Raw genomic sequence first — 22,136 nt, 5'->3', positions numbered from 1 at the left:
CAAATAGCGTTAATCAGTGTATCTTTAAAAGATATATTGCTTAACGCTGTCCGTGGCTATACAGACTGGGAAACGCCTTGTACCATCTCGAACCAAGAAGCTAAGCCAGTCATGGCTGATGATACTCTCCCTTACTGGGATGTCGGGAAAGTAAGTCGCTGCGGACTCGTTAATTATTCACTATCTACTTTCTAAAATCTACTTATAAAATTAATTTATGTTTAATAGATTAAATGTAATGGATTAGTTATTGCCTATTAATTGCTATTAGTGTTAATATTCTTTATTTAGTAGCAGGTTATTCCTATGTGTTTATAGTCTTAATAAAACTTATAACTTAACATTCATTAAAGAATTGATACATTGATACATTGATTAAATAAGTAATATAATCTATTGATTATAAAAGTTATCTAGTCATAACATACAAAAATATATAACTAAATAAAAAGAGTCGGTGTAAAAATATGTTTAGAATTTAAATCTTATAAAATATTGGTTATAAGTATAATATTATGATTAAGTTATATATTGCTCTGCTAATTCATTAATCACCTTTTTATCTAGCCTTTACTTATTGTAAAACAAAAACAGAGTGTAAATATCTACCCATAATCTATACCATAATGCTACTACATGTGTATAGCTTTGATAAAAATCAGCAATAACTAAAAATATATAAATTTAAAAACTAAAGCCCATTTATTTAAGTATCTTATAAATTAAACTACTGTTTGGTACTTCACGCATCTTTTAAAAGCATAGAAAGCTTATTAAAAAGCTAGTTGTTTAGTTATAGGCCTTCTAAGCAAATATTACTGCTTTATAAATTTAAAAGACAATCTTTATACAACGTATATGGATTGTTTATTAATAGCTATTATATCGCAAAATAATATACTGGCTAAAGTACAAGAACATGGTAGGCCACATAGTGGCTTAGCAGAGCAACTGCTTACTGTGCGTGTGTTAAGCTTATCTAGTAAAGCAAAGCTTATTTAAAACAAGGCAAAGCCGCAGTTTCTATCAAAACAAGGCAAAGCCGCAGTTTCTTTAAAGCTGCGTATGTGGTCGGCATATGCACAGCTTTAAAGAACTTTGCTTCCCGCATCAATTTATAGCACACCCAAATACAACAAACTTGATATAGGGGAGTATTATTGCTTATGATGTAAGACATATAAAAGTATTTTACTTTACATACTCACTCTTATCCATGCTCTCCAGATTTTATACCAAGCTTTGCTAAGAGCTAAAATAGTACTGACATTATTGCTTTTATAGCGTTAGTAATGCTTTATGCTACCAGTATGAATTAATAATGTTTGGTTTGTAAAATGAGGAGGGGGATTAAATTTGTAATTTAAAAACAATAATATGTTTTTAAAGAGCCTGTATTATAAATTAAATTATAGGGCGATAAAAGTAAAGAAGAGTAAAAGAGTGGAGCTAATGGTGTTTTATGGGGGCTCTTTGTTGGGTAGATGAATGGATATAGGGATTGCTTTAGTTTGGATTTGTGATGTTTTACTAAGGCTCTAAAGTCTTTTATAATCTTTCTTGCTTTATATAAAGGCTTTATTTATTATTGCTAAGCATTAGAGACTTAGTTTTGGTGATAGGTGTTTGGGCTTAAGGAGTAGGTAGAGAGTGGATAAAATTAATGTATTAGATGGCAAGAGATCTTATTTTATAAACTCTTGGTTTGGTAGGCGGTTAGAGGCGGTTACTAATTGATTGTTGAATGGGTGTTTGGATTAAAGTACCTTGCACAAAACTTTCTAGCTAACTTATTAGAGTGTAAAAGATATAAAATTATATGGGTATTTAATGAAACAAAGCTAAGCATAAAATAAAATTAGCAAGGTTTGGTTTTATGTATAATTTTAGGCTTTTACTTTGTTGTTTTTTTGAGTTTGGGTAAACTAAAAAAGCATAAAATATTTACTAGAGTCTGCTTGTGGCTTATGTGTGATAGGTTGTGAATTTATCTAAAAAAAAAGGGGGGGGGGGGGTGAGAGCTACTCCTCGCTATGTAGTAGCTCTCTTAGCACAGTAGTGGCGTAACTTCCTTTATCCAGCTCAAAAGATAGCGTAAAATGCGCCTTCTCCTCAATGTACTCATATTTTAAATTTTTCAAAAATGCCCACGCAAATCTATACACCCCACTCATCTTGGAGGCTAGCTCATAGTACTCGCTAAACACGCTATCCTCTACCCACCGTGCAAATCCAGCGCTCTCAAGCCTCCTTGCGCCAAGCAGCATTCCGCAGCTAGTGATGTCCCTGCGTATAAATCTCTGCGTCTCCTCGCTTAGCCGCTCATTCTCAAGCACAAAGCATTTGCCATGTGGATAATGCCCCATAATTTCCCCGCCTAAAAGTCGAAATAGCGTCTGCTGAGCCTTTAGCTCATGCGCTATTTGCTTATCTATGGGATAAATTTCACAAAGTTCATTTATGCTAAAACTATCTGCAAATCTGCTTATCTCGACCCTTTTGCTTAGCCATCGGTTAAAAAGCTCACTTTGAAACGCAGAGATTAAAAACTCACTCATCTTTTTATTCTTCATCTTTTTACCACGCAACACCTCGAGTCCGCTTGCGGCATTATCCCCATATTTGCCAAATCTCTGATAGCCAAAATAGTTGGCAAATCCATTTAAATTTATCGCATTTATCGCCTGTTCTAGTCTCACGGCATCAGCTGGCAGTACTTTTTTTAACCTGATAAAAAAGCTATTGCCTTTTAAATGCCCTACCTTTAGTTTGTTGTCATGATAACTTGCGCTTAGTATTTTTAGCTCAGGCGTGCTAAAGTCTAAAAGCTCGTTTTGAAATTTTTTATGTACGCTTATTTGTTGGGTGGTTAGCCCCTGTTTATCTTTTAGTCCAGCTACCCCAAAATCTTTAATCTTAGCCCCACTTACCTCGCTAAAAATTCTCAGTGCCTCCTGTGTGCTAAGCCCCTTTTTTTGCACATTTAGCACTAGCCACTCTCCATTACCACTTGGCTCATATAGCGGGATTTCTCGCACTACAAAATCATCTGAGTTTTTGCTAAAATGCACATTTATAGGGGCATGTGATAGTGCATGTAGAGGCTTAAAATTTTCTTGTTGCATTTGGTTGTCCTTGAGATTTTTTGTCAAGATTATAGCTAAAATTTAAGCCAAATTTATATACAATAAAACTTTTATTAAGGATATTGATATGCTAGAAGTTAGAGTTTTTAAATTTAATGCAAAAAATGACGTGCTAGGCTATTTAAAGCCGCATTTTTACCTGAATTATGACTTTGCTACGCTTGGCGAGCTACTTAATGATATGCAAGATTCAGACCCGTATCTTGGGCTAGGCGAGGTTAAATACGTAAAGGTAAATGGTGTAGTTTGCGACATAAATGCCCCTTTGGCTCTTTTGGTTAATAAATTTCACAATGACTTACACATTACTCCGCTTAGTGAATTTGAAGCTAAAAATGACCTTGAGTACACTCCAAATGCTTTTTGGAGCGTGTATGATGAGCATTTTAGTGCGCTTTGTGATGAGGCTGATAAGGCTAGTTATGCTTTGCTTGAGCCTTATTTTTATGCTTCGCCGGTTAGGGAATTTGTGAGTGATTTTGTGGGCGATAGTTCGGTAATTTTTGCTAAAAAAATGGCTGAGAAATATCCAGAGCGAAAAAGGGAGTTTTTGCGCGTAATATCTGGGCGAAATGGCGTGTGGTGCGCGATTAGTTTAGATGAGTTTATGCTAAGTGGCTCCGAAGTGGCAAATGAGGCTTTAGAGTGGGCAAAGGCTAATTTGCAAAAGCCGCATTTAACGCGCAGTATACCGCACTTTGATACAGAAAATGCCCTGCCAAAAGATGTGAAATTAAGCGAGAGATTTAATGAATTTGACGCTGTTTATTATGGCAGGGAGCATAGTGTGAGCGGACTTAGCCTGTTTGAAATAAAAAGTGCAAATTTGCCAAGTGGCTTTGATTATTTAGGGCTTAATGATGAGCTTGCTATAGGGCTTGCTAGTCGTATTTTGTTTGATGCGTTTGACAGCGGAGCTGATTTTTTGCTCGTGGATAATGACAGAGATTTTTATATGTTTGATACCCTATCGCGTGAATGCGAGAAGCATACTAATAGAAAAATAGAGAATTTTTACGTCCTAAGAGTAAGCGAGCTTTTGGCACTTGATGGCGACTGGGAGGCGCCAGAGCTAGTTAAACATAAGCTTAAAGTATTGCTTTAATTTTCAAGATAAAGCGCAGGTAGCGGAGAGCTGGCTTTTCTGCGCTTTTCTTATATTAAATTTTACCCAAAAATAACATCATTGTAAGAAAAACTTAGCTATAATTTGTGTGGCACAGCAAGCGATCGCTTGAAAAAGAGGAAAGTCCGAGCTGCAGCAGGATAGGGTTCTATCTAACGGATAGCTGGGGAAACCCAAGGGAAAGTGTAACAGAAAGTAAACAGCCGTTTATGGCAAAGGTGAAACGGTGGGGTAAGAGCCCACCAGTACGATTAGAGATTTTCGTAGCTTTATAAACCCAACTCGCAGCAAGAAGGGGTGGTTTAATCCTGCATCTTGACCCTTTGCTTTAGCGCGGTATGCAAATGCCCGCATAGATAAATGATCGCTCACGACAGAACTCGGCTTATCGCTGTGCCTTTTAAATTCATTTAATCTATCTTAAATATCCATACTAAAAATTACGCTCTTTTAAACAATGGCATTGTTTTTCAAATTTCAAAAGTAAGCCCTGCGTCATGTATGGGTGGCTTTTAATTACTCGAGCGTATAGTGCGAAGTTTTGATTTTTTGCCTAGACTGGGTGTAGGAGAGCATATTGTTTGCGATACAAGCCACGAAAAGCTATGGGCTTTAAAGGGGATTTTCTGGATTTTATGCTTAGTTTTTATATGTGCTAGAAATATTGTTGATACCATTATTTTATAATGTTATTATCACTAAAAGCTACTTGTGTGAATTTGGTATAAAGTGGCTTAAATTTGTAATTAAAAATAATAATTTTTTAAAAGAGTTGTTTTAAATTTTTTATCTTTACTTTAAAGCCATTGCCTGTATCAAGAAACTTTTATATAAGCCTAAAAATCTTATATAGTGTTCTTAGGGCGCAGACTTGCTGTGATTGCTAAGTGTAAGTCAAGCTTATTTAATAAATTTGGAGAGTTTTTTAATTTTAGTAAAATAAGCGTTGTAAAACTGGGTGCTTTTTAATGATAGACATACTGTATTTGATTTAAATAAGGCATAACAAAATAATTCAGCTAAGTAAAAAGAGATAAATACATATGGTAACTTAAATAAATTTAATAAAATAGGTTAAGTATGAGCTCTGCAAATTTGAGATTTTGATGAAATATTGAATTTTTTAAAAAGAGTGGAGACGTGGAAGTGCCATTTTATTAAATAAAACTTAGCGTAAAAATATAAATTTATAAAATTAGTTTAATTATGACAATATCGCCTTATTTTAGTAAGTTTTAAAAAATGTTTAAATATAATTATTACTGAAATTATTTAAAACTAAAGGATTTTTAAATGTCTCATACATTTAAATGTGTGTTGCCCATTATCATAGGGCTTATTGTGTATGGTTTGCAGTTTGTGGTTGGCTTACCTGATGGGATAACTCCAAATCAGTGGCTTTACTTTTCAATATTTATGGGCGTTATAGTGGGGCTTATTTTAGAGCCTATTCCGGCAGCTCTTATTGGACTTATGGGTATAGTTGTGGCCGTGCTTTGCAAGGTGGGTCCAAAAGGAAGTGGTGCGCTTGATGCCAAAATAACGTCAGCGGCAGCGATAAAATGGGGGCTTGAAGGATTTTCTAATACCATAATTTGGCTTATTTTTGCCGCATTTATGATAGGTATAGGCTACTCAAAAAGTGGGCTTGGTAAACGTATAGCGCTTATTTTGGTTAGCCGTCTTGGTAAGACCACCTTAGGACTTGGATATGCTATTGCTATCGTAGATGGTATTTTGGCTCCGTTTATCCCTAGTAACGCCGCAAGAAGCGGTGGCACGCTATATCCTATTATCTCAAGTATACCTGAAATGTTTGGTTCAAAGCCAAATGACCCTAGTACTCGCAAAATAGGTGCATATCTAGCATGGACTGCGCTTGCTACTACCTGCGTGTCTAGTTCAATATTTTTAACAGGGCAAGCTCCAAACGCCCTAGCTGTAAACGTAGCAGCTCAATCTGGTGTACATGCTCCTAGCTGGGGTGGATGGTTTATTGCGCTTTTGCCAGTTAGTGTTATTACATTTTTACTTACCCCTTATTTGGCTTATAAAATTTATCCGCCTGAAATAAAAAAGGCTGAAGATGTGGCTACTTGGGCCGCAAGTGAGCTTAGTAAATTAGGCGGAATAACCAAAAAAGAGATAGCTATGGGACTTATTTCTCTTGGTGGCTTGGTGCTTTGGGTTGGCGCAAAGCAGTTTGGAGTAAATGCAACAACAACAGCCATAATGGTAATAATAGCTATGATACTTACAGGCATACTCAAATGGGATGATATTTTGTCAAATAAGCCAGCATGGAATGTTTTAGTCTGGTTTGGTACTCTTGTAACATTAGCAGGTGGGTTAAATAATACTGGATTTTTAAAATATCTAGGAGGGGTTTTCTCTGGCGCACTTGGCAGCATAGAGCCTTTATATGCTATTGTAGGGCTTATTTTAATCTTTTATTATATTCACTATTTCTTTGCATCTGGCACAGCTCACGTCACTGCACTTCTTGGTGTGTTTATAGCCATTGCAAGCGGTATTTCTGGATATGATGCTTCAGTTATTACTCTGCTTATTCTGCTTCCTATGGGCTTTATGGGCGTGCTTACGCCTTATGGTACAGGACATAGTCCACTTTGGTTTGCAAGCGGATATATACCGACGAGTGATTTTTGGAGGCTTGGGGCTATATTTGGTACGATTTATATGATTATTTATCTAGTAGTTGGGCTTCCGTGGGTACTTTTTGTGGCAAAAGATTTTGCGTTTTAGTAAGGTTAGGGGAGGCTTCTCCCCTAAGTTTTAAAAGGCTGGAAGTATTGAGCCTTTATATTTTTCCTCTATAAATTTTTTCACTTTTTCGCTAGTGATAGCCTTATCAAGCGCCTTTATTTTTGGCTCATTTTCATTGCCTACTTTAACCACGACGTAGTTTACATATGGGTTATTTGCACCTTCTTCTATAAATATAGAATCCCTTACTGGGTTTAATCCAGCGTTTAGTGCATAGTTTGTATTTATCACGCTTGCTGCTGTATCGCGAAGTGTGCGAGGTAGCTGAGCTGATTCTATCTCAACAAACTGGATATTTTTTGGATTTTCCACTATATCCTCTACCTTTGCTAGCGGATTATCGTTTAGTTTAATTACGCCTGCTTTTTGCAGTAGTTTTAGAGCGCGAGTGTTGTTTGATGGGTCGTTTGGTATAGCGATTTTATTGCCTTGCTTTAGCTCGTCTAAGCTTTTAAATTTCTTGCTATATATACCCATAGGCTCTAAATGTACGCCCACAGTTGTCTTTAGGTGAGTGCCTTTTAGCTTATTAAATTCATCTAAATAAGGCACAGTCTGAAAGTAATTTGCATCAAGCTGCCCCTCTTCTAGGTTTTTATTTGGTAGTATGTAATCGTTAAAAACGATAACATCTAGATCATATCCAGCCTCGGCCAAATCAGGCTTTATAAGCTCTAGAATTTCTGCGTGTGGTACTGGCGTAGCACCTACTTTTAACTTTTCAAGAGCATTTGCGCTAATGGCAAGTAGCCCAGCAAGGGCAATGTGAGTAAGTTTCATATTTTCTCCTTTAAATTTGGTGTATTAAAAGTTTGGGATTACTACGTTTTGATATTTTTGCTTGATGAAATTTTTCACTTTTTCGCTAGTGATAGCCTTATCAAGCGCTTTTATTTTTGGCTTATCCTGGCTTCCATCACGCACTACGACATAGTTTACATACGGGTTGTTTTCTACTTTTTCCATATATATGGTGTCATTTTCCGGATTTAGTTTTGCATTTAGCGCATGGTTTGTATTAATCACACTGGCTGTCGTATCACGAAGCGTACGTGGTAGCTGAGCTGGCTCAAGCTCCAATATTTGCAGGCTTAGAGGATTTTCTACTATGTCTTGGATTTTGGCTAGTGGGTTGTCGTTTAGCTTGATTAAGCCAGCTTTTTGCAAAAGTAGCAATGAGCGAGTTTCGTTTGTTGGATCATTTGGAATTGTGATTTTATCGCCCTTTTTAAACTCCGAAACGCTCTTAATCTTTTTGCTATATAGCCCCATAGGCTCCAGATGTACGCCTACTGTAGGGACTAGATGTGTGCCTTTTTGTTTGTTAAACTCATTAAGGTACTGAAGGTGCTGAAAGTAATTTGCGTCAAGCTCGCCTTCATCTGTCTTTTTATTTGGCAAAATTCCATCGTTAAATACAAATATCTCAAGTTCATATCCAGCCTCGGTCAAATCAGGCTTTATGAGCTCTAGAATTTCTGCGTGTGGTACTGGCGTAGCACCTACTTTTAACTTTTCAAGAGCATTTGCGCTAATGGCAAGTAGCCCAGCAAGGGCAATGTGAGTGAGTTTCATATTTTCTCCTTTATTTTTTGGTAAGCTTGTATAAGAAATTGCCGCCACTTTGAAAAATTTGAACTATGATAAGAAGCACAACAACAGCAATGTAGAGTATCTCATCATCAAAGCCGTTGTATCCGCGGTTTATCGCTACAGCGCCCACACCGCCACCGCCTACAACTCCAGCCATCGCGCTAAAGCCAACGACTACGATTAAGGTTAGGGTTAAATTTGAGACAATGCTAGGCAACGCTTCAATAAAAACAACTCTAAAAACTATCTGCAAATCCGTAGCCCCATAGCTTCTAGCGGCCTCGATTAGCCCTTTATCGACCTCGTTAAAGCTAGCTTCAATAAGGCGCGCTAAAAATGGCGCAGTGCCTATGGTTAGGGGGACGATGATAGCGGTTGTGCCGATGCTTGAGCCAGCTATTAGCCTAGTAAATGGGTCAATTGCCACTATTAAAATGATAAAAGGAAAGCTTCTTAGGGTGTTTGTGGCTATGTCTAGGATTTGATAAATTTTTGGGTGCGGTTTTAAGCCGTTTTTTGAAGTCATAAAAAGCACCACAGCAAGCCCAAGCCCTATGATAAAGGCCACTGTTGTAGAGACTATCGCCATGTAAAATGTCTCAAGTATCGCCTGTGGAAAATGCTGGATAAATTTATTAAAAATATTTTCTACCATAATATCGCCCCTTTTAAAAAGGCTTAATTATAGCTTTTATAAATTTAAATGCGCCTGATATTTTTTGTTTACTTTAAATTTAGGTATAATGGCTAATTTTAGATTCAAAATTTTTAATAGGGAAATATCGTGATAAAAATAACAGTAAATGGCGACGAAGTCGAGGTAAAAGAGGGGATTAGTGTGACTTATCTACTTACGTTTTTGGGTTTTACGCCAGAATTGGTTGCGATTGAGCGTGAAAAAGAGGTGCTGCCTCGTTCTACATGGAATGATGAGATTGTCAAAGACGGAGAGAATTTTGAGGTGGTGCATTTTGTTGGTGGGGGCTAATATGGGATTAAATTTAAGCAAGCATTTACCTTATCTTTAAATTTGAAAAAGCGTGAAAAATTATCATAAAACCACGTTTTTTCAATATGAAACATCATATTTTATATTTTGCATTTTCATACTATCATTAAGAAAACATTAAATTAAATTATTATATTATGAAGTTAAATATTTTATTTCTGCTAAATTTAAGAAATAAGGTGTGAAAACTCAAAAAAAGGAGTATAGTATGGCTATACAAAATGCGCTAGAACTAGCCAGTAAAAGACTAGACGAGCTTTCTAAACTCTCTACGTTAAAAAGTGGCAAAAGTGGCATTATGCAGACTCTTAGTGAGCATGGGTTTAGTCGTAGGGACTTTATGAAATGGGCTGGGGCGATGACTGCTTTTATGGCGCTACCTGCGTCTATGACGCCTATGGTGGCTCGTGCGGCTGAGCTAGCAGATAGGCTACCTGTGATATGGCTTCACATGGCTGAGTGTACAGGGTGTAGCGAGAGCTTGCTGCGCACGGACGCCCCTAGCATTGATAGCCTTATTTTTGATTATATTAGCCTTGAGTATCACGAGACTATTATGGCAGCGGCTGGCTGGCAGGCCGAGCATAACCTAGAGCATGCTATAGAGGAGTATAAGGGCAGGTATATTTTGCTGGTTGAAGGCGGTATACCAACTGGTGAGAGCGAATACTACCTCACGGTTGGACCTCATGGCACTAGTGGCAAAACCCACGCTGTAAAAGCGAGCGAAAATGCCGCAGCAATCTTTGCCATAGGCACCTGTTCTAGCTTTGGCGGTATCCAAGCGGCTGCGCCAAATCCATCAAATTCAGTTGGACTTTCTAAAATCACATCAAAGCCAGTCATAAACGTCCCAGGGTGTCCACCAAGTGAGAAAAATATAGTCGGTAATGTTTTAAATTTCTTGCTATTTGGCACGCTTCCTGCGCTTGATATATTTAACCGTCCAAAATGGGCTTATGGCTTGCGAATTCATGATCTATGCGAGCGTCGTGGGCGATTTGACGCTGGGGAGTTTGTCCAGCATTTTGGCGATGAGGGAGCAAAGCAGGGGTATTGTCTTTACAAAGTAGGCTGTAAAGGTCCATATACCTTTAATAACTGCTCCAGAGAGCGATTTAATCAGCACACTAGCTGGCCAGTACAAGCAGGACACGGCTGCATAGGCTGTTCTGAGCCTGATTTTTGGGATACGATGGGACCATTTGAGGAGCCTATGGCTGATAGATTATATGATACAGTGCTAGGGCTTGGGGCTGATAGCGTGAGTGATAAGGTGGGTATAGGCGTGCTAGCGCTTACTGGTATAGGCATAGCAGCGCACGCAGCCATAGCGTCTACTAGAAAAAACGAGGAGTAGTAAATGAGTGGCAAAAGGATAGTAATAGACCCCATAACTAGAATAGAGGGGCATTTGCGCATAGAGGTGGTAGTTGACGATAATAACGTCGTGCAAGAGGCGTATAGCGCTTCGACTTTATGGCGTGGAATAGAGCAAGTGGTAAAAAATCGCGATCCAAGAGACGCTGGATTTTTCACCCAGCGTGTGTGTGGCGTGTGTACATTTTCGCATTATAAAGCGGGCATAATAGCCGTAGAAAATGCTTTAGGCATAAAGCCTCCACTAAATGCAAATTTAACCCGTACGCTTATGAACTCTGCTCTATTTTTACACGATCACATCGTGCATTTTTACCAGCTTCATGGGCTTGATTGGGCGGATATTACAAGCGCTTTAAAAGCAGACCCAAAAAAGGCGAGCGAGGAGGCGTTTAAGTGGTGTGATTATCCTTTAGTGGCTGGCGAGGATAAGCTAAAAGAGGTGCAAGCAAAGGTTGCTGAGTTTGCTGCTAAGGGAAATCTGGGACCATTTGCAAATGCTTACTGGGGACACTCTAGCTATAAATTTACCCCTGAGCAGAACTTAATCGTACTAAGCCACTATCTTGAGTGCTTGCGCATACAGCGTATAGCTGCGCAGCTTATGGCTATTTTTGGCGCAAAGCAGCCTCATCCTCAAAGCCTTACAGTTGGCGGAGTTACCTGCGTTATGGATTTGCTTGATCCAAGCCGCTTAGGGGAGTATATGAGCAAGCTTGCTGAGATTAGGGAGTTTGTAAACCGCGCATACTATCCAGATGTATTAATGGCAGCTGCTATGTATAAAGATGAGCCTAGCGTTTTAGGCGATATAGGCGTTTCAAATTTATATACCTTCAAAGAGTTTCAAATCGGCAAAAACGAGTGGCTTTTTGATAGCGGCATCATAATGGACGGCGATATAAGCAAAGTATTGCCAGTTGATGCTGAATTAATAACCGAAGAGGCAACTCATGCGTGGTATGCTGATGATGAGCCGTTAAAGCCATATGATGGCAAGACAAACCCACACTACACAGGGCTAGTTGACGGCGAGAGTATAGGAAGCGACGGCGAGATGGTGCATACAAAGGTGCTAAATACATCAGGCAAATACACGTGGATAAAAGCCCCACGCTATGGTGGCAAGCCTTTGCAGGTTGGGCCACTTGCAAATATCGTGGTAAATTATGCGCTAGGTAATAAATATGTCGTGCCTGTTGTGGATGAGTTTTTATCTCGCACAGGACTACCGCTAAGCGCTGTATTTTCAACCCTTGGTAGAACCGCTGCTCGTATGCTAGAGGCAAAAATAGTAGCTGATAATACCATGCTAGCTTTTAATGCGCTGGTTGAGAATTTAAAAGTAGACCAAGAAACATGCGCTAAATACGAAATCGATAACGACAAAGAGTATAAGGGCTATTATATGGGGCATGTGCCTCGTGGTGCGCTAAGCCACTGGTGCCGCATAAAAGATGGTGTCATCTCAAACTGGCAAGCCGTCGTGCCAAGTACGTGGAATGCCAGTCCAAAAGACGCAATTGGGCAGATGGGTGCATATGAGGCTTGCTTAATAGGCACTAAGCTTTCAGATGTTACAAAGCCGCTTGAGATAATTAGAAAGATACACTCATATGACCCTTGTATCGCCTGTGCTGTACACGTAATGGACGCAAAGGGTGCAAAGCTCGGCGAGTATAAGCTAGACGCAAGCTTAGTTTAAGGAGGAAGTAATGGCAAATCATAAGCCAGATCGCATTAGCGAGTATGAATTTTCCATAGGGCTTAGGCTAACTCACTGGATACGTGCGGTGGCTATTGCGCTTTTAGTCCTTAGTGGGTACTACCTATCCTATGTCTTTGCGCAACCTGAAGTCTCAAGTACGCCGACGCTATTTTTGCAGGCAAAAATACGTATGTGGCACCAGATTATAGGTTTTGTGCTAATAGCTTGCTTTGCGTATAAATTTTATCTATTTTTCTTTGATAAATTAAGCCGCAAAGAGTGGATAAGTATAGTTGATTTTTTAAATCCATTTGTCTGGATAAAGCAGATAAAATACTATCTGTTTATGGGCAAGCACCCACATTTAAAGGGTGTTTATAATCCTTTGCAGTTTGCATCGTATTTTTTCTTTTACGTTGTGCTTGCGCTAATTTGCCTTACAGGGCTTGTGCTATACGTTCATGTCTATCATGAGGGGCTTGGTGGGCTTATTTATGAGCCTATGCGAGCTGTGGAGGCGTATATGGGCGGACTAGCAAACGTCCGTACGGTGCATAGGGTATGCATGTGGATTATTATGTTTTTTGTCGTGGTGCATGTTTATATGGCGGTATTTAACGCTGTTAAGGGGCGCAACGGCGCAATGGACGCCATAGTAAGTGGCTATAAATACGTAAAAGAAGAGCATTAATGCGTGTTGGCGTAGTTGGTATAGGCAATGTGATGTTTGGCGATGAGGGCGTGGGTGTACATCTAGCTATGGCTATGAGCGAGAGCTATGAGTTTTACACGGATGATAAATTTGACGCAAATCCCCTTACTGGCGACAGCGTTGAGTTTATAGATGGCGGTACTTTAGCTATCGCCCTCACGCCGATTTTAGCCAGCTTTGATAAGCTTGTCGTGATTGATTGCATTAGCGCAGATGGGGGCGAGGCTGGAGACGTTTACTTTTTTGACTATGCTGCTATGCCAAAATCCATTCGCTGGGACGGTAGTGCACATGAGATAGAGATGCTTCAGACGCTCTCTTTACTTGAGCTTGCTGGGGATTTGCCGCCTACGCATATCTTAGGCATAGTCCCAACCAGGGTAGCACCCATGAGCTTTATGCTCTCAGATGAGGTTAAAAATGGCGTAAATTTAGCAAAGCGCGCACTCTTAAAACATCTACAAACCCTCGGCTTTAATTACAAGCTAAGAGGAGAGGTGAGTGTGCAAGATATGGCTGATAGATATGCTAAAAGGGGGCTTGCGTGATACTTTTGTTTGAGTTTAGCTATGCTAGTAATAATGACTTATTTGTCCCTTTGATACACTGCGTGCTTAAAAGCGATGAGTGCGTTGGGGTTAAATTTAAACACCAAATAGTAAAAGAGCATAACAAAATAAAGCTTTATATATCTAGCGATGAGGCTGGGCTTAGCGTCCTCTCGGACGTTCTATCTCGTCGTTTGCCACACTCTTTATTTTTGCTTGATACTAATGTCAGTGCACTTAATGAGGGGAAGTTTTTGTTTAATGAGGGTGCGCTAAGCCTACAAATTCCAGAAATATCAAACATAACCCCAGTGCAAATTCAAAGCTTTTTAAACCAAAAAGAGCTAAATTGCAATGAATTTGGCATATTAAGCGATATGAGGGTAAACGGCGAGGCGGTAAATAGCGCAAATTTTAACTCCTTGCTTACCTCATGCTTAAATGCGTTGTTAGATAAAAAAAGTGTAAGCTTAAGCGATAAATTTCACTCTTTTAGCGTTGCGGCTGGAGTAATCTTTAGCGATTCTTGCTACATAATGCCAACAAATTTAAAGCACATTTCAAGGCTTTTTATAGCTGATGAGGCGGCTGGGGTTTGTCTAGCTAGCTTTGAAAAGCCGCTTGTAAAGCTTAGGCTAAGCGCAATTTATAAAAACGCACATGAAGGCTCGCCAAAGTACTTTCACGTGGGGCTTGCTAGGGATATTTTTATGTACGCACTCTGTGTGCGCCTTAGTGAGACTGGGGTGGATTTTTTAAGCATCAAAGCTAGCGAGTATTTTAGCGAACCATTTATCGCAATGCCATGCGAAAACGGCAGCGTAGTATGTAGTGGAGAGGGGTATTTAAGCAATGTGGAGGCTGATTTTGTAAAAAACTCAGACGATAAAAACTTCGCACTTTACGCACTTAGCGCTTATGAGTTTGGGCTTTTAAAGCAAGAATCGAGCCTTAGGGTATTTTTATCAAAGACTAGGGCTGATGAGGTAGAAATTGTAAAAAATGGCGAGAGTACGCGCGTTTTGCGATTTGGTACTATTTCTAGCTGGGAGGAGATTTTTTCTGAGATTTCAAGGCTTGAGGGTGGCGAGAGATTACTTGAGAATTATAAAAAAGAGTTTAGCTTGCCTAGTGGCGGATTAAATTTAAAAGAGGGCTTTTTTGCTATTTTTGCCATGGCTGGACTGCTTTTAGGGCTTAGCGATGATATGCGCAGCGCAGGCGAGGCTATGCTTGAGCTTTCAAGTGAGTTTAATGCTAATAGGGGCGTTAGGATTGAGTTTAAAATGCAATCAGCCACTGAGTTTGACATTGCACGCGCTATTCGCTCTGTGATGAGCTTTAGGCTTGCTGGGGCTGGGGAGAAAAATATAGCTTATGGTCTGGCGGAGAGTTTGGCTCATTTTTTAGATGAATTTATTGCAAATGTAAAAAATGAATGCTCCATAAAGCTAGCCATAGGCTCTGGCTCGCTTTTTGCAAATAAGGCGCTTTTAAGCCTTTGTGCAAAGCATGCTGGGGTTAAGTTTAGTAGGGAGTACGCTCTTGAAAGTGGGGTATAAGTATGAAATTTCTGGGCTTGTTCAAGGCGTGGGGTTTCGTCCATGGCTTTATACTCTAGCGCTTAGGCATGGCATTTTTGGAGAGGTTTTTAATGATGATGAGGGTGTGAAACTCTGGGTGTTTGGCGAGCCTTGTGCGGTGGATAAATTTGAAGCTAGCATGAAAGATAGCCTGCCACCACTAGCTCGAATTGATAGCGTTAAAAAGACTAAAAGCGAGCGCGAGTTTAGCGAGTTTAGCATAGTAGGCTCAAAATCAGCTAAAAAAGAGGCGCCGATTTTGCCTGATTATGCGCTTTGTGCTGATTGCGAACGTGAGTTTTATGACCCCACAAATCTGCGCTATCACTACCCATTTATTAACTGCACAAACTGTGGCCCTAGATTTAGCATTATCCGAGCGCTACCATATGATAGGGCAAATACAAGCATGGATAAATTTAAAATGTGTCCTACTTGCAAAAGCGAGTACACAGACCCGACAAATCGCCGCTACCACGCTCAGCCCGTATCCTGTCCAAACTGTGGACCAAGGCTAAGCTTGCTTGATAAAAATGGCGACTTTATTGCTAGTGAAGACGAGGCGGTAAGTCGTGTGGCTAAGCTTATAAAACAAGGGCGTATCATTGCCATAAAGGGGCTAGGGGGCTTTCATCTAGTGTGTGATGCGACAAATGATAATGCCTTAGCCACGCTTAGAGAGCGCAAAAATCGCCCCCATAAGCCGTTTGCCATAATGGCAAAAGACCTAGCCATGGCGCAAAATTACGCTAGCATAGATGAGGTTGAAGCTAGCCTTTTAACCTCAAATTTAAAACCCATTGTACTACTAGCTAAAAAGCCTCAAAGCACGCTAAAATCGGATGTAGTGCCGCTTTCAAATTTGATAGAATGCGGGCTTAATACAGTAGGAGTTATGCTAGCTTATACGGGGCTTCATCTACTGCTTTTTGAGTACTTGCATACACCTATAGTCGCCACAAGTGCAAATGTAAGCGGCGAGCCTATACTTACAAATAGCAAAGCTGTACTTGATAGGCTTTGTGGGGTGGTTGATTACGTGCTTGATTATGATAGAGATATATTATCTCCAAGCGATGATAGCATAGCCTTTGTAGCCCACGGCGAAGCTAGGTTTATCCGTACTTCGCGCGGACTTTGTCCTAAATTTATAAGTACTAAATTTGATAAAAAAGGGACATTTTTAGCCTTAGGTGCTGAGCTAAAGAGTACGTTTGCGATTTACAAGGACGGACAAGCTATTCTCTCACCTTACATAGGGGATTTAAAAAACGTCGCTACCTTTAATAGATATAAGGATATTTTAGAGCTTTTTAGGCAGACTTATGGGCTAGAGTTTGATGCGGTGGCTGGGGATTTGCACCCACATTTTTTAAGCAAAAGTGCCGTGAGTGATAAAAATATCATAAACATACAGCACCATCACGCCCATCTTTTAAGTGTGCTTTTTGAGTATGAGCTAGACCCCAAAATTCGGCGTCTTGGCTTTAGTTTTGACGGGACTGGGCTAGGAGATGATGGTACTGTTTGGGGTGGAGAGGTGATGTTTTTAAAAGATGGTGAGTATGAGAGAGCTTATCATTTTAAGCCATTTTTGCTCCTTGGCGGCGAAGCTAGCATTAAAAATATTTCTCACATTGCTTATAGCATTTTAAAAAGCTATGGGGTGCTTGAGCTAGCTAGTGAGTGGGTAAGCAAAAACATAAGCCAACAAAGCCAAAAAATGCTAGATATTGCCTACTCTAAGCGTATAAATAGTCCGCTAACTAGCTCTTTGGGGCGAATTTTTGATGCGGTTGCGAGCCTTGTTTTTGGGCTTAATAGCATAAGTTTTGAGGCTCAAAGCGGTATGATGCTTGAGGCTTTTTATGACGCAGATGAGGCGAGTTGTTATGAATTTAATGTGAATAAAAATGGCGAGATTGACTTTTTGCCTGTGATTTTAGCTGCGCTTAAAGATAGCCCAAAAACTGTGGCTAGCGGGCTAATAAATGGGCTATCTGCCATGATGGTAAATATCGCAAAAAGGCACAATCTTGAGGTGGTTTTAAGTGGAGGTGTTTTTCAAAATGCTACTCTTTTAAGGCGAGTTTTGTCTGATTTTGATAAAAATGGCATAAAATACTATGCACCAAAGTTGCTTTGTGCCAACGATTCTGGCGTAGCTGCAGGGCAGTTATATTATATTTTGATAAATTTTTAGATATAATATTCAATGTTAAAAAGGAGGGTTTAACAATGGAAGATATTATCAGATTTAGCGTATCGCTACCAAAACAACTTTTGGTTGAACTTGATAATAAGGTATCAACTCAGGGCTACGCTTCACGCAGTGAATTTACTCGCGATTTAATAAGAGATAAGATAGTCAGGGATAGCTGGGATAGCGGAGAATCAGGGCTAATAGGAGTTTTAAGTATAATTTATGATCATCATCAAAGTGAGCTTTTAAACAAAATGTTAAAGCTCCAGCATGAAGCGGAGGTAGAGGTAAGCTGCTCTATGCACGTACATATGGATCATCACAACTGCCTTGAAATTATAGTCTTAAAAGGCGATGCCTCATACATACGTGCTTTTAGCGATAAAATCGCTGGTTTAAAGGGCGTTAAATTTGCTGAATTAACACGCGCAGCAGTACCAGAGTCTTAATAATAAGCTTAAATTTAATAATTAAAAGATATAATTAATAAATTTAATCAAAGGAGCCAAGATGTGCAAAGACTGTGGATGTAGCCTGGGCGGCAATAGTGCTTTAAGCATGCAGTTTCACTCCCATCCCACGCTAAACGAGCCTCACACGGTTGAGGTTATAAGCAAAATACTCTCAGCAAACGACCACGAAGCCGAGCATAACCGCGCACATCTTGATGCAAAGGGTATTTTGGGGATAAATTTAATGTCAAGCCCAGGTGCTGGAAAAACTACTATGCTAGAGGCGCTGATAAAAAGCAAAGCCTTTAAAATAGGCGTAGTGGAGGGCGATTTAGAGACTAATCAAGACGCAGACCGCATCATAAAAGCTGGTGCACAGGCTCATCAAATAGCCACAGGGCAGACCTGTCATTTAGACGCATTTATGGTGCATGAGGGGCTTCATTATATAAATTTAGATGAAATAGACGTAGCTGTGGTAGAAAATGTCGGAAATCTCGTCTGCCCAGCTGCGTATGATGTTGGGACGCATTTAAATATAGTCCTGCTTTCAGTGCCAGAAGGAGATGATAAAGTCAGCAAATACCCAGTGATGTTTAGGAGCGCAGATTTGCTTGTGGTAAGCAAGGTGTCATTGCTTAAGCATTTTGAGTTTAGTCTTGAACGGGTTAAAAAAGACGCCCGTGCGCTAAATCCAAAGGTGGATATAATAGCTATAGATAGCAAAACTGGCGAGGGGCTTGAGGCTTTAATAGCTTATATAAAAGCCAAAAAGGCGGCTAGATAATGTGCCTTTCAATACCGTCAAAAGTGATAGAAATAGATGAGAATAATTACGCCACAGTCGAGACTTTGGGCGTGAAGCGTCAGGTTACACTTGATCTTATCGCTGAGCCAGTTAGCGTGGGGGATTATGTGCTTATACACGTTGGTTTTGCCATGGAAAAAATCGACACTAAAATCGCTTTAGAAAGCCTTGAGCTATACCGCCAAATAGCCGAGGATATGGAAAGTGGAGTGATAGATGAGCGTGAAGGAGATATGGGGCTAGCTAGCCTTAGCGACAGGCTAAGTACGCAAAAAGGCGAGTGATGGATTTGATTAATGATTATCGCAATAGCGAGCTTATCCTAGCCCTTGCTAAGCAGATAAAAGCCGAAGCTGCCACTTTATCGCGCCCTATAAATATCATGGAAATCTGCGGCGGACATACGCACTCTATTATGAAATTTGCCCTAGGCGAGCTTGTGGAGGGTGTGGTAAATTTCATCCATGGGCCAGGATGTCCAGTTTGCATTATGCCTGTTTCTCGCATAGATGAGGCGTGCGAGCTAGCGAGTATGCAGGGTGTGATATTTTGCACACTAGCTGATATGCTTAGGGTGCCAGGAAGCCATACTAGCCTTTTAAAGCTTCGTGGGCTAGGGCATGATATAAGAGCGCTTTATACTCCGCTTGATGCACTAAAAATAGCTAGGCAAAACCCAGATAAAAATGTGATATTTTTTGCCATAGGCTTTGAGACGACTACGCCCATGAGTGCAGTTATTATCCAAAAAGCCTTAGATGAGGGCGTTAAAAATCTTTACTTTCACATAAATCACGTTACAGTCCCAGCCCCACTTCGTGCGATAATGGCTGATAAAAACGTAAATATTGACGGCTTTTTAGGGCCAAGCCATGTAAGCGTGATAGTAGGAAGCAATGCTTATAAAGAACTAGCTCTTGAGTTTAAACGTCCGATTGCCATAAGTGGCTTTGAGCCAGTTGATGTGATGGCTAGTGTTTTAAATTTAATCCGCCAGCACAAGCGCGCAAGCTTTGAGGTGTTTAACGAATACAAAAGAGCTGTGAGTGCGCAAGGAAACGTAAAGGCAAAAGAGCTCGTGGCAAAATATATGCGCCCTTGCACTTTTGAGTGGAGGGGGCTAGGCGAGATAGATGATAGCGGACTTTGCTTAAAAGATGAGTATGTAAGTATCGATGCTAGGCGAGTATTTGCCTTGCAAAAAGAGCAAGCCACAAAAGAGGCAAAAGCATGTATATGTGGACAGATACTGCGTGGTGTGTCAAAGCCGCCAGAGTGTGCGCTATTTGCCAAAGCCTGCACGCCAAACTCCCCAGTAGGAGCTTGTATGGTAAGTTCTGAGGGAGCTTGTGCAGCGTATTATAAGTACCAAAGGAGGGGAGCTTGAGCGATAGGATAAGCCTAGCACACGGAGGTGGCGGCGAGGAGATGGAAGCGCTTATAAATAGCGTTATTTTTGAGGCATTTAGTGAGGTTGGCGGAGAAATTTTAAAGCAGGCAAATGACTCTGCGATTTTAAATTTAAGCTCTCCTTTGGCGTTTAGCACAGATAGCTTTGTCGTTAGTCCGCTGTTTTTTGCAGGCGGAGATATAGGCAAGATAGCCGCCTGTGGGACTATAAACGACCTTGCTATGGTGGGTGCTAGGGCAAAGTATTTAAGCTGTGCACTTATTTTAGAGGAGGGGCTTTTGCTTGGCACTTTAAAAGCTGTGCTTGCTTCGCTAGCTAGCGAGTGCGCTAAGGCTGGTGTAAAAGTCGTCTGCGGTGATACCAAAGTCCTACCACGTGGTAAATGCGACAGTATGTTTATAAACACATCTGGTGTAGCTGAGGTGCTTTGTGAGGGTGTTGGGGTGCAGTCTTTAAAAGATGGTGCTAAGCTTTTATTAAGTGGCGACATAGGCAGGCATGGTGCTGTGGTGCTATCTGCTAGAGAGGAATTTGAAATAAGCGCTGATTTAAAAAGCGATTGTAAGAGCCTACTTGGCGTTGTTATGGCTCTTATAGAGGCTGGCGTGAAGCCGCTTTGCATGCGAGATGCGACTAGAGGAGGACTATCTGCTGTACTAAATGAGCTAAGCAGGGCGAGTGGGCTTGGCGTAGTGGTGCGAGAGGCGGATATTGCTATTAGCGATGAGGTGCTTGGGATTTGTGAGATATTTGGCTTTGAGCCATTTGAGCTGGCAAATGAGGGGACGTTTGTGCTTGCAGTATCGCCAGATGACGAGCAAAAGGCACTTGAGGTGCTACGTAAATTTAACCCATTCGCCGCCTATATCGGAGAGCTTAGCGTGCGCAGAAGTGGCGTGATACTGCAAAGCAGGTACGGTACGCAGCGGTTTTTGGAACCACCAAAAGGCGAGCTGCTACCTAGAATTTGCTAAGGAGGCGTACATGCATGAGCTAAGCATAGTCCAAAGCCTAGTGGCACTTTGCGAGGAAAATTTAAAATCAAGGGCTAATAAATTTGATAGTATAACCCCTCCTAAAATCCGTGAAGTCGTGGTTAAAATAGGCGTTTTAAGCGGAGTGGAGCCGCACTATTTGCAAAGTGCGTACGACGTGTATAAAATAGGCACTGTGTGTGATGAGGCGGAGCTTAGTATAATAACTCAGCCTGTGGTTGTTAAGTGCCTTGAGTGTGGGGGTGTTGAGGAGCTTAAAAAGCATGAGTTTAGCTGCCCGAAGTGCAAAAGCACTGAGCTTGAGGTAAAAGACGGCGAGGATATGTATCTAATGCGCCTTGTGATTGAGTAAAGAGCAGCTTACGCAACCGATTTTAATCTGATTTATCTATTGCTAATTGAAAGCGTCTTTAAATTTAAAACCTTAAAAATAATATAGCTTAGACATTTCCTGTGGTGATTTGGTTTTGGTTTTTTAAATTGTCTTTAAATTTAATAATTGCTATGTTTTAATTCTAGCAAGAACCTAATGCGCGTTAAGGGCTATTTTGATATTTGAATAAATTGAATTTTGGCTATTCAAACAACACCATTTTTTAAAAATTTCAAGGAAAGCCCTATGCTACGTGCATAAGTAGCTTAAATATGTTCATTTGTGATACACAAACTCAGTAG

General features: G+C 40.3%; 19 protein-coding genes, 1 rRNA gene and 1 other RNA gene. 17 read left to right on the top strand and 4 right to left on the bottom strand.

What is annotated here, in order from left to right:
• Positions 1 to 48: 48 nt before the first annotated feature.
• Positions 49 to 167: ribosomal RNA gene (gene rrf / locus LBC_RS05585) — 5S ribosomal RNA — on the top strand.
• A 1,854-nt stretch (positions 168 to 2,021) separates the two neighbouring features.
• On the opposite strand, the gene truD is transcribed toward rrf, so the two are convergent.
• Positions 2,022 to 3,125, bottom strand: a complete 1,104-nt coding sequence (gene truD, locus LBC_RS05580; RefSeq protein ID WP_221253354.1) for a tRNA pseudouridine(13) synthase TruD — start codon at positions 3,123 to 3,125, stop codon at positions 2,022 to 2,024.
• An 88-nt stretch (positions 3,126 to 3,213) separates the two neighbouring features.
• On the opposite strand from truD, the gene LBC_RS05575 reads away from it, so the two are divergent.
• The 3 genes from LBC_RS05575 (at position 3,214) to LBC_RS05565 (ending at position 7,038) form a co-directional block, all read left to right on the top strand.
• Positions 3,214 to 4,251 (top strand): hypothetical protein, encoded by a 1,038-nt coding sequence (locus LBC_RS05575; RefSeq protein WP_221253353.1) that lies wholly within the window; start codon positions 3,214 to 3,216, stop codon positions 4,249 to 4,251.
• Between the two features lie 109 nt (positions 4,252 to 4,360).
• Positions 4,361 to 4,676, top strand: an RNA gene (rnpB, locus tag LBC_RS05570) — RNase P RNA component class A.
• 889 nt (positions 4,677 to 5,565) lie between these two features.
• Positions 5,566 to 7,038, top strand: a complete 1,473-nt coding sequence (locus LBC_RS05565) for a DASS family sodium-coupled anion symporter (protein ID WP_221253350.1) — start codon at positions 5,566 to 5,568, stop codon at positions 7,036 to 7,038.
• Between the two features lie 30 nt (positions 7,039 to 7,068).
• Here the strand turns inward: LBC_RS05565 and LBC_RS05560 are convergent, their stop codons facing one another.
• Genes LBC_RS05560 through LBC_RS05550 form a run of 3 tightly spaced genes read right to left on the bottom strand, consistent with a single transcriptional unit; the run spans position 7,069 to position 9,307 of the window.
• A complete protein-coding gene (locus LBC_RS05560; protein WP_221253349.1) occupies positions 7,069 to 7,839 on the bottom strand; it encodes a MetQ/NlpA family ABC transporter substrate-binding protein in 771 nt (256 codons plus the stop codon).
• Between the two features lie 24 nt (positions 7,840 to 7,863).
• Entirely contained in the window at positions 7,864 to 8,634 is a 771-nt protein-coding gene (locus LBC_RS05555) for a MetQ/NlpA family ABC transporter substrate-binding protein (protein WP_221253348.1), read from the bottom strand.
• A gap of 10 nt (positions 8,635 to 8,644) precedes the next feature.
• Entirely contained in the window at positions 8,645 to 9,307 is a 663-nt protein-coding gene (locus LBC_RS05550; protein WP_221253343.1) for a methionine ABC transporter permease, read from the bottom strand.
• Between the two features lie 129 nt (positions 9,308 to 9,436).
• Here LBC_RS05550 and thiS point away from each other — a divergent pair, with 129 nt between their 5' ends.
• The 13 genes from thiS (at position 9,437) to LBC_RS05485 (ending at position 21,813) form a co-directional block, all read left to right on the top strand.
• Complete coding sequence (gene thiS, locus LBC_RS05545) at positions 9,437 to 9,640, top strand: sulfur carrier protein ThiS (RefSeq protein WP_221253342.1); 204 nt, start codon at positions 9,437 to 9,439, stop codon at positions 9,638 to 9,640.
• A 229-nt stretch (positions 9,641 to 9,869) separates the two neighbouring features.
• Positions 9,870 to 11,021, top strand: coding sequence for a hydrogenase small subunit (locus LBC_RS05540; RefSeq protein ID WP_221253341.1), 1,152 nt, complete (start codon positions 9,870 to 9,872; stop codon positions 11,019 to 11,021).
• Between the two features lie 3 nt (positions 11,022 to 11,024).
• Complete coding sequence (locus tag LBC_RS05535; RefSeq protein ID WP_221253339.1) at positions 11,025 to 12,746, top strand: nickel-dependent hydrogenase large subunit; 1,722 nt, start codon at positions 11,025 to 11,027, stop codon at positions 12,744 to 12,746.
• A 10-nt stretch (positions 12,747 to 12,756) separates the two neighbouring features.
• Entirely contained in the window at positions 12,757 to 13,440 is a 684-nt protein-coding gene (gene cybH / locus LBC_RS05530; RefSeq protein WP_221253337.1) for a Ni/Fe-hydrogenase, b-type cytochrome subunit, read from the top strand.
• The gene (locus LBC_RS05525; protein ID WP_221253335.1) at positions 13,440 to 14,009 is read left to right on the top strand and encodes a HyaD/HybD family hydrogenase maturation endopeptidase; all 570 of its coding nucleotides are present in this window, start codon (positions 13,440 to 13,442) and stop codon (positions 14,007 to 14,009) included. Before cybH ends, LBC_RS05525 begins: the two co-directional genes overlap by 1 nt.
• Positions 14,006 to 15,571 carry a hypothetical protein gene (locus tag LBC_RS05520; protein WP_221253333.1) on the top strand — a complete coding sequence of 522 codons (1,566 nt, stop codon included), beginning with the start codon at positions 14,006 to 14,008 and terminating at the stop codon, positions 15,569 to 15,571. The genes LBC_RS05525 and LBC_RS05520 overlap by 4 nt, the downstream gene beginning before the upstream one ends.
• Entirely contained in the window at positions 15,555 to 17,795 is a 2,241-nt protein-coding gene (hypF, locus tag LBC_RS05515; RefSeq protein ID WP_221253331.1) for a carbamoyltransferase HypF, read from the top strand. The genes LBC_RS05520 and hypF overlap by 17 nt, the downstream gene beginning before the upstream one ends.
• Positions 17,796 to 17,830: 35 nt before the next feature.
• Positions 17,831 to 18,244: a nickel-responsive transcriptional regulator NikR gene (gene nikR / locus LBC_RS05510; protein ID WP_221253326.1), complete on the top strand. Its 414-nt coding sequence runs from the start codon at positions 17,831 to 17,833 to the stop codon at positions 18,242 to 18,244.
• Between the two features lie 61 nt (positions 18,245 to 18,305).
• Complete coding sequence (gene hypB, locus LBC_RS05505; RefSeq protein WP_221253325.1) at positions 18,306 to 19,034, top strand: hydrogenase nickel incorporation protein HypB; 729 nt, start codon at positions 18,306 to 18,308, stop codon at positions 19,032 to 19,034.
• Complete coding sequence (locus LBC_RS05500) at positions 19,034 to 19,339, top strand: HypC/HybG/HupF family hydrogenase formation chaperone (protein ID WP_221253324.1); 306 nt, start codon at positions 19,034 to 19,036, stop codon at positions 19,337 to 19,339. The genes hypB and LBC_RS05500 overlap by 1 nt, the downstream gene beginning before the upstream one ends.
• On the top strand, positions 19,339 to 20,442 hold the full coding sequence (gene hypD / locus LBC_RS05495; protein WP_221253321.1) for a hydrogenase formation protein HypD: 1,104 nt from the start codon (positions 19,339 to 19,341) through the stop codon (positions 20,440 to 20,442). The genes LBC_RS05500 and hypD overlap by 1 nt, the downstream gene beginning before the upstream one ends.
• 41 nt (positions 20,443 to 20,483) lie before the next feature.
• Positions 20,484 to 21,440 carry a hydrogenase expression/formation protein HypE gene (hypE, locus tag LBC_RS05490; RefSeq protein WP_260173464.1) on the top strand — a complete coding sequence of 319 codons (957 nt, stop codon included), beginning with the start codon at positions 20,484 to 20,486 and terminating at the stop codon, positions 21,438 to 21,440.
• A gap of 10 nt (positions 21,441 to 21,450) precedes the next feature.
• On the top strand, positions 21,451 to 21,813 hold the full coding sequence (locus LBC_RS05485) for a hydrogenase maturation nickel metallochaperone HypA (RefSeq protein ID WP_221253317.1): 363 nt from the start codon (positions 21,451 to 21,453) through the stop codon (positions 21,811 to 21,813).
• Positions 21,814 to 22,136 lie beyond the last annotated feature (323 nt).

This window comes from Campylobacter sp. 19-13652 (assembly GCF_019702925.1).
GTDB lineage: Bacteria > Campylobacterota > Campylobacteria > Campylobacterales > Campylobacteraceae > Campylobacter_A.
This window is presented reverse-complemented; position numbering and strand designations above follow the sequence as displayed.